Here is a 12,571-nt window from a genome sequence, read left to right on the forward strand (position 1 = left end):
CGAGTACCCTCAGTTACCGTGCTTGTTCTCGCCATCGACACGTCCACGCCTGCCGTGACCGCCGGAGTCGTCCGGGTTTCGGCCGATTCCGCATCGGTGGAGGCGGTGCACACCCTCGCGGTGCGCGTGACGGTCAACCCGCGCGCCCACGCGGAAGTGCTCACCCCGCACATCCTCGAATGCCTCACCGAGTCGGGGCACGTCGCCGCGGACCTCGACGCAGTGGTGGTCGGCGCCGGACCCGGGCCGTTCACCGGACTGCGCGTGGGGATGGCCACCGCCGCCGCGTTCGCCGACGCCCTCGGCATTCCGGCCCACGGCGTGTGCAGCCTCGACGCCATCGCCGCGCAGGTGGACGGCGACCGGAATCTGCTCGTCGTCACGGATGCACGGCGGCGTGAGGTGTACTGGGCGCGCTATTCGGCAGGGGTGCGGGTAGAAGGTCCCGCGGTGGTGAAGCCGCGCGAACTCGAGCCGATGCCGTCCGAGGTGGTGGCGGGATCGCCGTCACACGTCGACTTCTTCGATCTCCCTGTCGAGCCCGTGGAAACACCATCGCCCGCAGGACTGGTCGCGGTGGCCGCGGAGGCCCTGTTCAGTGATGCGGCCCCGGCGGCGCTCGTACCGCTCTACCTGCGGCGCCCGGACGCGGTCGAACTGGCGGACCGGAAGAAATGACTTTCCGCATCGAACCGATGGCGGCCGCCGACGCCGAACGGTGCGCGGAGCTCGAGACACTCCTCTTCGCCGGTGACGGACCCTGGAGCGCACGCGCATTCAGGGCGGAACTGGCCGCCCCGCACGTGCACTACACCGTGGCGCGGGACGACACCGGCCACGTCGTCGGGTACGCCGGAATCGCCCTGCTGGGTGACGGTTCACATCCCGAATCCGAGATACACACGATCGGAACGGATCCGGCGTGTCAGCGCCGGGGGATCGGCGGCGCCCTCCTCGACGAGCTCCTCCGAGTGGCCGACACCCGGGGTGGCCCGGTGTTTCTCGAAGTGCGCACCGACAACGACGCGGCGGTCGCCCTCTACCGACGTGAAGGATTCGAGATCGTGGGAACCCGTAAGAAGTACTACCAACCGAGCGGTGCGGACGCCTTCACGATGCGTCGCCCCGGATCGGGTGAGGAGCCGGTGCAATGATCGTCATGGGGATCGAAAGCTCTTGTGACGAGACCGGAGTCGGCATCGTCCGGTGGAACGGTGACGGAACGTGCGAACTCCTCGCGGACGAGGTCGCATCCAGCGTCGAAGAGCACGCACGGTACGGCGGGGTGGTGCCGGAGGTCGCGTCCCGTGCGCACCTCGAGGCGATCGTCCCGACGATGCGGCGGGCCCTCGCCGCCGCCGGGATCGCCAAGCCGGACGCTCTCGCCGTCACCATCGGACCCGGTCTGGCCGGTGCCCTGCTCGTCGGTGTCGCGGCCGCGAAAGCCTATGCGGCGGCGTGGGACGTCCCGTTCTACGCGGTGAACCACCTCGGCGGTCACGTCTCGGTCGACACCCTCGAACACGGACCGATGCCGCCGTGCGTGGCACTGCTCGTGTCCGGTGGGCACACCCACCTCCTGCACGTCGAGGATCTTGCGAAGCCCATCGTCGAACTCGGCACCACCGTGGACGACGCCGCCGGCGAAGCCTTCGACAAGGTGGCCCGCCTCCTCGGCCTCGGATTCCCCGGTGGCCCCGCTCTCGACGCCGCGGCGCAGGACGGCGACCGCGACGCCATCCCCTTCCCGCGCGGTATGACCGGGCCCCGGGACGCCCGGCACGACTTCTCGTTCTCCGGGCTGAAAACGGCTGTCGCACGGTACGTGGAGTCCAAGGAGCGGGCAGGGGAGGTGTGCTCGGTGCCGGATATCGCCGCGAGCTTCCAGGAGGCCGTGGCGGACGTGCTGACGATGAAAGCGGTGCGGGCAGCCCGCGACGTCGGCGTGGACACGCTGGTTCTCGGTGGCGGCGCCACGGCCAACTCCCGCATCCGCGCACTCGCCGAGGAACGTTGCGCCGACGCCGGACTGACCCTGCGGGTACCGAAACCGCGCCTGTGCACCGACAACGGAGTGATGATCGCCTCGCTCGGCGCGCATCTGATCGCCGGCGGCGCCGCGCCGTCCCTGCTGACCGTGGCCAGCGACCCCGGACTGTCGGTGGCGACCAGTCAGGTGTTCAGCTGACCGGAATCGTGACGGTCTGCGTGGCCGGGGGAGTGAGCGCCTCACCGGGCTGAGCACCACTCGGTTGCGACGCATCGGGACTCGGAGCGACCGTGCCCGGCGCCGGGACCATCGGGAAGAGTCCCTCGGGTGCCGCGGGGGTACTGGGTTCCGCGGGAGCGGCGGGCGTCTCCGCAGGCGGCGGTGCCACCTCGGGAACGTCGGGTGCGGGCGCGACGGGGCTCGGTTCGTTCGGCGTGGATTCCCCCGGAACCTGCGGCCACAGCGGCGGAATCGCGGGCCATTCGATGTGCGGCCACGAGGGCTGCGGCGGGTTCGTTCCCGGCAGCGTCGGACGCGGCGGTGCCGTGGGTGTCGGCACCGGGGTGGTGGTGCGCGGTGTCGTGGTCTCGCTCGTCGAATCGGGCGTCTGCTCGGAGGTCCGGTCCGTTTGCGGTTCGGACGTGGGCGGCGCAACCTGATTCGGGTAGAACTCCGACGTCGGCGTCGGATCATACGACGGAATCCGCGTGGCGGGAGGTTCGTCCGTTGTCGTTGTCGTGACCTGCTCGGTGGTCTGGAACATGTCGGTCCCCGCGGGGGAGACATTGGGATCCGGCGCGGGCGCGAGTTCCTTGACGCCGTAACCGAGAACGAGACCTCCGACCACGAGGGCGCCGACGAGTGCCCCCGACACCTTGGCAGCCGAACCGGGGCGGTTCGACTCGGTGGCCGGGTAGTCGCGGATGGCCGAGGAGACGGCGAGCAACGCCGCACCTTTCGCGGTCGCCGTGTCGGGTTCGGGCATCACGACGACCCGTGCGGCGAACGCGTCGGCGACGGCGGAAGTGATCGCGGGAATGTTCGCGCCACCGCCGACGAGGGCAAAGGCATCCGGTTGACGTGGGGAGTCGGCGACGGTGGCGCGGATGAACTCCACCGCGACCCGGACAGTGGGTGCGGCGATCTCGTCGAACCTGGTGCGGCTGATCTCGATCGGGCGGATGCCCTGCAGGTCGATGTCGACGTGTGCGTTCGGCTCCGAGGACAACTGCTCTTTGGCGACGCGGCACCGCGCCGAGAGCAGGTCGCGGTCCAGGTGCCGCAGGGGATGCGGGGTCGAGAGGCTGCCGACGACGTGGTGGAAGACGAGGTCGTCGATTCCGGTGCCGCTCACACGGCTCGTGCGATCGGTGTGCAGGACGGTGCCGTCGACCTGATCGACGACGGCGACGGACAGTCCGGACTCGCCGAAGTCGACGATCGCGACCGTGGCATGCTGGGCGACCTCGCCGGTGTGCCGCAGGTAGGTGAGCGTGGCGGCGGTCTCGGGCACGAGATGCACGCGGTGCCGCTGCCTGCTGACGGCGCTGCGGATCGAATGCGCCTGTTCCGCCGTGCGGTACGCGACGGCGAACGCGTCGGGAGTGGTGGGGTCGGCAGGGACCTGGGTGGTCATCAGCGAGATCGACGAGCGGACCAGGTCACCGAGGTCGGTGTGCGCCTGATCGGCGGACAGGTAACGGAACTCGACGTTCTGCGAACCGTTCGAGGCCGTGGTGACGAGGGCGGAACCCACACCGGACGCACCGGTGGACATCCCCAAGGACATCCCCATCACACACCCCCTCACGTTTTCGACGCGTGACCTGCCATCTCTGTCGGAACGCCCTGTTCAGCGGGGAATCCCTGCCCGTTGAATCGGCGACTGTTATCTGAACGTTACAGAAAACAAACGGATTTCGCTCCCGACTTTCGGCCGCAGAAGACGAGGATGGCGCTCGATAGCCGGTCTCACCTGCACAGTTGTCCAAAGGAATCTCATGCGACGCGCCAGCGATTTTCGCAACCTCACGAGACGCGAGCGCCGACGGCTTCTGCTGCGTGCACTTCTGCGCCCATTGGTCACTGTCGTCCTGTGCCTCGTGGTCTACTTCGCCCTGCCGTGGACCTCGTTCGGGGACATGTCGGGTGTGTTCTTCCTGGCCGGCGGTTTGCTCGCGGTCGCGGCGGTCGCGGTCTGGCAGATCCGCCGGATCGTCCGGTCCGACGTACCGGCGCTCCAGGCGATCGAGGCACTGGCCCTGATCCTGCCGCTGTACCTGCTCGGGTTCTCGGCAGGATATTGCCTGATGTCCGAAAGCGATCCGGGTTACTTCACCGAACCCCTCACACGCATGGGTGCGTTGTACTTCTCGCTCACCATCTTCTCGACCGTCGGGTTCGGCGACATCGCCGCGACGACCGATCCGTCGCGAGCCGTCGTGAGTGTGCAGATCATCGGAAACCTGATCCTTCTCGGCGTCGGCATCCGCGCGATCGTCGCGGCCGTCGACTGGGCCCGCAGGCGCCGGACCTAGCGACCCGACGCCAGCATCAGTTCGACGTTCCTGTCGGGTGTCCCGCCGAGCAGGTCGGGGTCGGCGTGAATGTCGTTGAACGACAACTCCCGGTACAGCGACGCCAACCCGAGCGGTGAGAGATCGGTGTGGTCGACGGCGTAGGGACTGTCGGCCTCGAACAGTGTCGTGAGCAGAGACACGGTTCCGTCGATGTTGTCGACCACCTCGATGATTCGCCCGTGCTGGGGGAAGTCGATGTGCGAGGCCGTGTTGATCTCCCAGAACGACTGCTCCGGAGTCGATCCGGGCCACGGGGTGATCCGGTTCTCGTGGGTGTGTCCGTTGACCCAGGCGAGGACGTTCGGGAATCGGTGCAGCAGATCCACCAGTCGCCAACCCCGGATCCGGGGTTCCGCCGGGGCGGAGGGGTCGGGGACGACGTTGTCCATGCTGCCGCTGGTGTGGTGGCTGAACAGTACGAACCAGGTGTCGCCGCGTGCCTGCGTCACCGGATTGCCGGCCGTGTCGAAGTACCGGCTGCTGCCGGCCACCAGAGTGTCCTCGATCCACCGGAACTGCGCCGCACCGAGCGAGCCGTCGACGAACCCCGCCCGGTTGGTGGAATCCATGCTGATGCCGACCACGCCGGGTGCGATCTCGAACGAGTAGTAGCCGATCCCGGTCTCGCCGGCGTCCGGTGCAAAACCGTGGCCGACCGGTCCGGGGCCGGTGTTGGCCGGGTCCAGGTGGGCGGCGATGAACTGGCGGGGCGTGAACGGCGCGCGTGCGGGGTCGGGTGTGACGACCCGCGCTGGGGTCGTGATCGCGGACAGGGCGGCGGGAATGGCGCCGGGATCGAACCTGGTCGCGATGTCGACCGCCTTCGCCTCTTCCGGCGATCCCGGGACCTCGAACTTCAGAGAACCGGTGTACATCGCTTCGAGCGGTGGGATGCCGCTCGGGACGGTGCCCTGCACCGAGTCGTCGTGATTGCCGAAGACGCAATACCAGGGGGTGCGGAGGCCGGGGCTCGTGACGGGAGAGATCGCCGCGCCGAGCAGGCCGGGTATCTCGGGGAACCCGGCCTTCTTGTACATGTCCTGGAGGGAGGACTCCGGGTTCCAGTACAGTTCCGCACCCGAGTTCTGCACGCCTTCGTAGCGGTCGGGTGCGCCCGTGTTGGGGACGATGGTGCCGCCGTTGAGTGCGGTGAGGAACCAGCCGAGTTCGGCGAACTCCTTGTTGTCGGTGTTGTCGCCGGTACTCACGACCGCGTCGAACGGGCGCTGGGTGTGCGGGCCGGACGCGAGCGCGTTGACGCGTGCGACCAGGGCGACGAGACCTTGGGCGGTGAGTGTCTCGTGCGGGCGGAACGCGGACCCCGTGAAGGGGTGCACGTATTCGAAACGCATCGGGGACTGGGCGTCGACCAGGTGGACGTCCGTGAGCTGGACGAGGGAGGCGAGGGCGGTGCGCCGGTCCTCGCGCCCGCTGCGCGCCTCGGCGAGTTCGGTGCGGACGATCGTCGGCCACCCCGGGCCCGCGCCGAGCCTGCGGTAGCCGGAGCTGCCGAGGGGGACGGCCACCGCTTCGAGGGTGGTGCCGGCCCCGGACGTGGGAAGAGGCGCCGCGCCCGCGTACTGCAACCCCCACGGGCGTGCTCCGAATCCCACTGTTCCGATCGCCCCGAGTCCGGCAAATGTCAGGAATCTACGCCGATTGATGTCAGACACCAGACGAACCTTAGGTGACGACCCGTGAGACAGGCCGACATTCGGTCGGCGCGGTTTACCACCCCCTTCTCCTTGAGCGTTGGCACTCTCACGTATAGAGTGCCAAGTGGCGCCGATCGAGCTCCGGCACCCGCGACGACGGGGCTGTGTGAAGTGCCGTAAACGGAACACTCAAACAGGAGTCCGGAGAAGTCTCCGGACCCGCATACCCCAAAGTGGAGGGCTCATCGTGGCGAGCGTCAACATCAAGCCGCTCGAGGACAAGATCCTCGTCCAGGCCAACGAGGCTGAGACGACGACTGCCTCCGGCCTGGTCATTCCCGACACGGCCAAGGAGAAGCCCCAGGAGGGCACCGTCGTCGCAGTCGGCGAAGGCCGCGTCAACGAGCAGGGCAACCGCATCCCGGTCGACGTCAAGGAGGGTGACACGGTCATCTACTCCAAGTACGGCGGAACCGAGATCAAGTACGCCGGCCAGGAGTACCTGATCCTGTCGGCACGCGACGTGCTGGCTGTCGTCTCCAAGTAAGCCATACGTGATCCGCCCCGGAGTCCCCACAGGATCCCGGGGCGGAGTGCGTTCACGCGCGTAACCCTGAGATCCAGGAGAAGACAGAACACATGTCCAAGCAGATTGAGTTCAACGAGGTCGCACGCCGGTCTCTCGAGCGTGGAGTCGACAAGCTTGCCGACGCGGTCAAGGTGACCTTGGGTCCGCGTGGCCGCCACGTAGTGCTGGCGAAGGCCTTCGGCGGCCCGACCGTCACCAACGACGGCGTCAGCATCGCCCGGGAAATCGAGCTCGAGGACCCGTTCGAGAACCTCGGCGCGCAGCTCGTCAAGAGCGTCGCCACCAAGACCAACGACGTCGCAGGCGACGGAACCACCACCGCGACCGTGCTGGCTCAGGCCATCGTGCGAGGCGGTCTGAAGAACATCGCCGCGGGTGCGAACCCGATGGCGCTCGGCATCGGCATCAACGCCGCGGCCGACAAGGTCGTCGAGGCACTCCTCGCCGCCGCGAAGCCGGTCGAGGGCAAGACGTCCATCGCCCAGGTCGCGACCGTGTCCTCGCGTGACGAGGAGATCGGCGAAATGGTCGGCGAGGCGCTCACCCGCGTCGGCACCGACGGCGTCGTGACGGTCGAGGAATCCTCGACCCTGGCGACCGAGCTCGTGATCACCGAGGGCGTCCAGTTCGACAAGGGATACCTGTCGCCGTACTTCGTCACGGACCTCGATGCACAGAAGGCCGTGTACGAGGACGCTCTCGTGCTGCTGTACCGCGAGAAGATCACGTCCCTGCCCGATTTCCTGCCGCTGCTGGAGAAGGTTGCCGAAAGCGGCAAGCCCCTCCTCATCATCGCGGAGGACGTCGAGGGCGAGGTGCTCTCGACGCTCGTGGTCAACTCCATCCGGAAGACCATCAAGGCCGTCGCCGTCAAGGCGCCGTTCTTCGGTGACCGCCGGAAGGCGTTCCTCGACGACCTCGCCGTCGTCACCGGTGGCACGGTCATCAACTCCGACGTCGGCCTCACGCTGAAGGACGCCGGGCTGGACCTGCTCGGCAGCGCACGCCGCGTCGTGGTCAGCAAGGACGAGACCACGATCGTCGACGGCGCCGGAACCGACGACGACATCAAGGGTCGCGTCGCGCAGCTGCGCCGCGAGATCGAGAACACCGACTCCGACTGGGATCGCGAGAAGCTCGAAGAGCGTCTGGCGAAGCTGGCCGGTGGCGTCGCCGTCATCAAGGTCGGCGCGGCCACGGAGACGGACCTCAAGGAGCGCAAGTTCCGCGTCGAGGACGCCGTCAACGCCGCGAAGGCTGCTGTCGCCGAGGGCATCGTCCCCGGTGGCGGTTCCGCCCTCGTCCAGGCGAGCACCGAGCTGGCCGACAACCTCGGTCTGACCGGTGACGAGGCCACGGGCGTCAAGGTCGTGCGCGAAGCACTGCAGGCGCCGCTGTACTGGATCGCCAGCAATGCCGGTCTCGACGGTTCCGTCGTCACCAGCAAGGTTGCCGAGCAGCCCAAGGGCCACGGTTTCAACGCCGCGACCCTGACCTACGGCGACCTGCTCGCCGACGGTGTCGTCGACCCCGTGAAGGTCACCCGCTCCGCGGTCGTCAACGCGGCTTCGGTCGCGCGGATGATCCTCACCACGGAGAGCGCCGTGGTCGAGAAGCCGGCGGAAGAGGACGAGCAGCAGACCGGTCACGGGCACAGCCACTAGGCTCTGCCGTCGCGACCGATCGGCTCCGATCGTTCGAGCGAAGAAACCCCCGTGCGGATCACCGCGCGGGGGTTTCTTCTGCCGGCAGGCGCCGGCTCAGCTCAGTTGCAGCACCGCGAACGGTTCCGACGTCGGCTGGGGTGATCCTCCGGGCGGTTCGACGGTGACGGCCAGCTTCGACATCGACCCCACGTCGTCGAGGACGATCGTCGTGGTCGGCTGCACCTCTCCGGGAGAGAGGGTTCCCGCGGGCACGGGCGCGTCCCCGGACGCCGGCATCAGCCACAGCTGGTACACGGTGTCGGCGCTGGGCGGGGCGACACCGTCCAGCACGAACACCACCGCGTCCTGCGACTTCGAGTAGTTGGCGGTCGCGGACCCGCCGGCCGCGATCGCACTCGTCGACGAGTGCACGTCGGAGGCGTCGAGAACCTGCTCCGCCACGGTCGGCGCCGGACCTTCCGTGAGCTGCCGGACGATCACCGTTCCGCCGGCGAGCACCCCGACGGCGGCGGCGGCGGCGACGGCGACCTGCCAGCGGCGCCGGCGGGTGCGGCGTTCGGTGAGCGATGTCGGCCCGGACGCGGATTGCCTGACCTCGTCGAGGACTCGCGTCCGCACCCGGGGCGGGGGGTCGACGGCTCCCACTGCACTCACCACCGCGAACGCTTCGCGGATCCGCCGGACCTCGTCGGTGAACGTGGAGCGGGTGTCCTCGTCGGTGGTTGCGAGATCGGTGTCGAGTTCGCGGCGCTCACTGTCGTCCAGTGCATCGAGTGCGTACGGGTAGGCCATGCCCACGAGTTCGTCGTTCATGTCACAGACCCCCCAGGCACCCGCGAAGACGCGTCAGTCCGTCACGGATGCGCGTCTTCACCGTGGACAGGGCGACCCCCAGCTGGGAGGCGACCTCCCGGTAGGTGCGGCCGTCGTAGTACGCCATCGCGACGGACTCACGCTGCGTGTCCGTGAGCGAGTCCAGGCAGGCGAGCACCGATTGATGCTCGAGCCGGCGGGTCACCTCCTCGGTGACGTGGTCGAACGGCCCGGCGATGTTGGTGGTCTCGTAGAGCGTCTCGCGGTCGGTGCCCGCCTGCTCCGACCGCACGCGGTCGACCGCCCGGCGGTGCGCGAGCGTCATCAGCCAGGACAGTACGGAGCCGCGGGCCGGATCGAAGTTCGATGCGGTGCGCCACGCCTGGAGGAAGACCTCCTGTGTCGTCTCCTCCGCGTACCCGGGGTCGCGCAGGACCCGCAGAACCATGCCGTGTACCCGGGCGCTCGTCCGGTCGTAGAGTTCGGCGAACGCGTCGGCGTCCCCGTTCGCGACGCGGGCCATGGTGTCGTGGAGCTCGGTGGATTCGGTGGTTCGGGCCCGGTGTGCCCCGGCTGCGTCCGCCGAGCACACGTCGGCCGCTGGAGTGTTGCCCTCGGGGTTCGTCACCGGAGGTCGTCTCGCTTCATCGAGAACCACGGTAGCGTGCACATCCACTCATCTCCTCCAGCCGGTAGGCATTCGGAGACCGCGTCGCGGTGGATGGGTGTCGAGGGTGTCGATGTGACGCGGGGAACCCCCGCGCGGCGACGAGGGTTCCCCGGTGAGTGTGGTGAAGCGGTCAGACGGCTATCCGGCCGCGTCTGTGCCGGGCGTGCATCTCGCGTTCCGTTTCGGACATTCCGCCCCAGATCCCGTACGGCTCGGACACGCTCAGCGCGTGATTGCGGCACTGGGCGAGGACCGGGCAGCGTCTGCACATCTCCTTCGCGCGGGTCTCCCGCTGCGCGCGCGCCCGGCCACGCTCTCCGTCGGGATGGAAGAACATCGAGGAGTCGACCCCGCGGCACAGTCCGTGCATCTGCCAATCCCAGATATCGGCGTTCGGGCCGGGCAGGTGGTTGGGTGCAGGCATGTGGACTCCTTAGCTGCAAGCTCGCCTCGGGCGACGAGCGGACCGTGGGCTCGTAGGTACGTTCAAGCCACTAATCATTCACGTCGCTAACCGTAGAGTCGGTTGTGAAATCGCGTCAATAGTTGTTCACAGTGGCGATTTACATATCCCACGAGCTGAAAGTTAACCTGGAAAATATTTACTTTCCCGCGGTTCCGTGATTCCGTTTCGGGTTGAAAGACCCCCGGTCACGGGCGACGATGTGCGGGTGCCCCAGCCCGCGGAGCCTCACACCCAGCCCCCTTCCGGACCCCCGGACGAGGGACCGACGATCTCGGTATCCGCCCTGGCCAGAAAGCTCGGGGTCGCTCCGTCGACGCTCCGCACCTGGGACCGCAGATACGGCATCGGACCCTCCGTGCACGCGCAGGGAAGTCACCGGCGATACACGCCGCGCGACGTCGCCCGGCTCGAATGCATGCAACACGCTCTGGACGGTGGTGCAAACTCCGCGGAGGCCGCGAGATATGCGATTAACGCAATGGCTACATATTCGTCAGAAAGCGACCACCGACCGGGTGTGAAAAATCTGGGTGACAACTCGGTGAACGGGACGGAAACAGACCCGTCGAACCTTTTGTCATCCTTTTCCGGCCTCGGCGGCGCCGAGGCGTCCGTCCGGAATTTATCGGGTGCGTTGCTGGCGCGAGACGTCGTGACAATCCGGCGGATCGTCGTGCGGGCCGTCGCGGAGCGGGGATTCAGCTCCATGTGGACGACCCTGGTCGTTCCGGTGCTCGAATGGGCGGACGAGGGCAGGAATTCGGAGGCTGCGGCTGCGAGTGTCCGCGTATTCGCCGAGTGCGTCGCAGGAATCCTGTCCACGATGACGCTGGACGCGCCGATCGGCGGTGGTGGCCGTGTCCTGCTCGTGCACGTGCCGGCGGATCTATCGGACTCAGTTCCCGCTGACCCGTACAGCCTCGAATTCCGGGCCCTGGGCGCCGCCCTGGCCACGGCCGCGGTGGACACGCGGATCGCGCTGCCCCTGTGCCGGTCGGCGCTTCTCGCTGCCGTGACCAACGCCGAGCCGGACGCGATCGTCCTGTGGTTTCCCGCCGCCGGATGCGACCTCCCGTCTCTCCTGCGGGCGATCCGCCGCAGGCGCACCGGGTTGACGATGCTCGCGGGCGGCCCTGGATGCCGGACGCAGTCGCTGCCCCGATCGATCGCGGTGCTGGGCACGCTGGACGAGGCCGTGGACGCCGTCACCGCGGTCACCTGACCGCGGGGCGGCCGGACGATGCGATGATCTCGGCGTGCCCGACTCCAGTCTCCGTTCCGACGCCACGAATTCGTTGATCCGCGCGGCTTTCGGCGCCGACCCGGGCGCGTGCCCGCTGCCGGCGTCCGACGTTCCCGTCGAGCGCTGGATGCGAGCGGTGGCGTGGGGTGCCCGGGGGCACTACGCCCGATCCCGCGCAGAGCTGGACGCACTGACGCGGGGCGGGGTGGCCGAGCCTGCGGTCGTCTCGCTCGCCTGGAGCACGCAGGCGTCGTTGCTGAGGCAGCTCGGCTGGCACGGTGTGGCGTCCGGGTTCGACGGCCGGGCTCTCGCCGCCGTCGGGACGCGTCCGGGCGACGAGGACGGCGTCCTGGTTCGCGAAGCGCGGTGCGACGCGCTGACGGGGCTGGCCGCCGACGCGCTGGGGTGCGGCCGGCTGGCACTGGGCCGGCGGCTTCTCGGCAGGTGCTCCGAGCATCTGGACGAGCGTGCTCCCGACGAGCTGTGGCGCCAGCGCGTCCGCAGGCACTGGGTGAGTGCGGAGTTGTTTCTCGCGGGCGGAGACTTCGCCTCGGCGCGCCGCCACGCCGAGACCGCTGCGGAAATTTCGGAGGCCGCCGGATCTGCGCGACACCGCGTCAAATCGGATCTGCTGCGGAGCGCGTCCATGACGGGGGAGCCCGATTCGGGTCCGGCGGCGCGGCTTGCCGCGGATGTGCTCGACCGGTGCGATCGGTACGGCTTGATACCTCTGAAGTGGGCAGCTGCGATGTTGCTGAGTGGTGTGACATCCGACTCACCTGCGGAGGCCGTGCGTACGGAGTGCGAAGCCGTCATCAGGGCGCGAGGTGGGCGCTTCCGAATCTGACTCCGCTGGTCGAGCCCCGTGCGGCCCGGTTGCGCGCGAATCGCTGCGAATC

At 68.4% G+C, this 12,571-nt stretch carries 13 protein-coding genes and 1 pseudogene; 9 read left to right on the forward strand and 5 right to left on the reverse strand.

All coding sequences use genetic code 11. The features are described from left to right. The first annotated feature begins 18 nt into the window (after positions 1-18). From tsaB to tsaD, 3 genes are read left to right on the forward strand one after another with little or no spacing between them, the layout of a single operon-like run. Entirely contained in the window at positions 19-678 is a 660-nt protein-coding gene (gene tsaB / locus ACLIVD_RS12900; RefSeq protein ID WP_280782659.1) for a tRNA (adenosine(37)-N6)-threonylcarbamoyltransferase complex dimerization subunit type 1 TsaB, read from the forward strand. Beyond that, positions 675-1,154, forward strand: coding sequence for a ribosomal protein S18-alanine N-acetyltransferase (gene rimI, locus ACLIVD_RS12905; RefSeq protein ID WP_283332998.1), 480 nt, complete (start codon positions 675-677; stop codon positions 1,152-1,154). The genes tsaB and rimI overlap by 4 nt, the downstream gene beginning before the upstream one ends. Next, positions 1,151-2,188, forward strand: a complete 1,038-nt coding sequence (gene tsaD / locus ACLIVD_RS12910) for a tRNA (adenosine(37)-N6)-threonylcarbamoyltransferase complex transferase subunit TsaD (RefSeq protein ID WP_283332999.1) — start codon at positions 1,151-1,153, stop codon at positions 2,186-2,188. The genes rimI and tsaD overlap by 4 nt, the downstream gene beginning before the upstream one ends. Here tsaD and ACLIVD_RS12915 read toward each other — a convergent pair. After that, complete coding sequence (locus ACLIVD_RS12915) at positions 2,181-3,785, reverse strand: DUF7159 family protein (RefSeq protein ID WP_283333000.1); 1,605 nt, start codon at positions 3,783-3,785, stop codon at positions 2,181-2,183. The genes tsaD and ACLIVD_RS12915 overlap by 8 nt on opposite strands. A 205-nt stretch (positions 3,786-3,990) precedes the next feature. Here ACLIVD_RS12915 and ACLIVD_RS12920 point away from each other — a divergent pair, with 205 nt between their 5' ends. Further along, positions 3,991-4,527 carry a potassium channel family protein gene (locus ACLIVD_RS12920; protein ID WP_283333001.1) on the forward strand — a complete coding sequence of 179 codons (537 nt, stop codon included), beginning with the start codon at positions 3,991-3,993 and terminating at the stop codon, positions 4,525-4,527. Here ACLIVD_RS12920 and ACLIVD_RS12925 read toward each other — a convergent pair. Then, entirely contained in the window at positions 4,524-6,242 is a 1,719-nt protein-coding gene (locus tag ACLIVD_RS12925; protein WP_283333002.1) for a TIGR03767 family metallophosphoesterase, read from the reverse strand. The genes ACLIVD_RS12920 and ACLIVD_RS12925 overlap by 4 nt on opposite strands. Positions 6,243-6,471: 229 nt before the next feature. On the opposite strand from ACLIVD_RS12925, the gene groES reads away from it, so the two are divergent. Together groES and groL are read left to right on the forward strand one after the other, a co-directional pair. Beyond that, positions 6,472-6,771, forward strand: a complete 300-nt coding sequence (gene groES / locus ACLIVD_RS12930) for a co-chaperone GroES (protein ID WP_003940763.1) — start codon at positions 6,472-6,474, stop codon at positions 6,769-6,771. A gap of 92 nt (positions 6,772-6,863) precedes the next feature. Continuing rightward, complete coding sequence (gene groL / locus ACLIVD_RS12935) at positions 6,864-8,477, forward strand: chaperonin GroEL (protein ID WP_105412619.1); 1,614 nt, start codon at positions 6,864-6,866, stop codon at positions 8,475-8,477. Positions 8,478-8,573: 96 nt separating this feature from the next. On the opposite strand, the gene ACLIVD_RS12940 is transcribed toward groL, so the two are convergent. The 3 genes from ACLIVD_RS12940 to ACLIVD_RS12950 all read right to left on the reverse strand — a co-directional run bounded on the left by ACLIVD_RS12940 (position 8,574) and on the right by ACLIVD_RS12950 (position 10,387). Then, positions 8,574-9,293 carry an anti-sigma factor gene (locus ACLIVD_RS12940; protein WP_283333003.1) on the reverse strand — a complete coding sequence of 240 codons (720 nt, stop codon included), beginning with the start codon at positions 9,291-9,293 and terminating at the stop codon, positions 8,574-8,576. A gap of 1 nt (position 9,294) precedes the next feature. Beyond that, positions 9,295-9,921: a sigma-70 family RNA polymerase sigma factor gene (locus ACLIVD_RS12945; protein WP_283333004.1), complete on the reverse strand. Its 627-nt coding sequence runs from the start codon at positions 9,919-9,921 to the stop codon at positions 9,295-9,297. A 172-nt stretch (positions 9,922-10,093) separates the two neighbouring features. Further along, positions 10,094-10,387: a WhiB family transcriptional regulator gene (locus tag ACLIVD_RS12950; protein WP_005239766.1), complete on the reverse strand. Its 294-nt coding sequence runs from the start codon at positions 10,385-10,387 to the stop codon at positions 10,094-10,096. Between the two features lie 247 nt (positions 10,388-10,634). On the opposite strand from ACLIVD_RS12950, the pseudogene ACLIVD_RS12955 reads away from it, so the two are divergent. The 3 genes and pseudogenes from ACLIVD_RS12955 to ACLIVD_RS12965 form a co-directional block, all read left to right on the forward strand. Beyond that, positions 10,635-10,883, forward strand: a pseudogene (locus tag ACLIVD_RS12955) (MerR family transcriptional regulator); the annotation flags it as partial. A gap of 198 nt (positions 10,884-11,081) precedes the next feature. After that, complete coding sequence (locus ACLIVD_RS12960) at positions 11,082-11,651, forward strand: transcriptional regulator (RefSeq protein ID WP_491932873.1); 570 nt, start codon at positions 11,082-11,084, stop codon at positions 11,649-11,651. 34 nt (positions 11,652-11,685) lie between these two features. Beyond that, the gene (locus tag ACLIVD_RS12965) at positions 11,686-12,519 is read left to right on the forward strand and encodes a hypothetical protein (RefSeq protein ID WP_283333005.1); all 834 of its coding nucleotides are present in this window, start codon (positions 11,686-11,688) and stop codon (positions 12,517-12,519) included. Positions 12,520-12,571 lie beyond the last annotated feature (52 nt).

The organism is Rhodococcus sp. G6(2025), assembly GCF_058628105.1.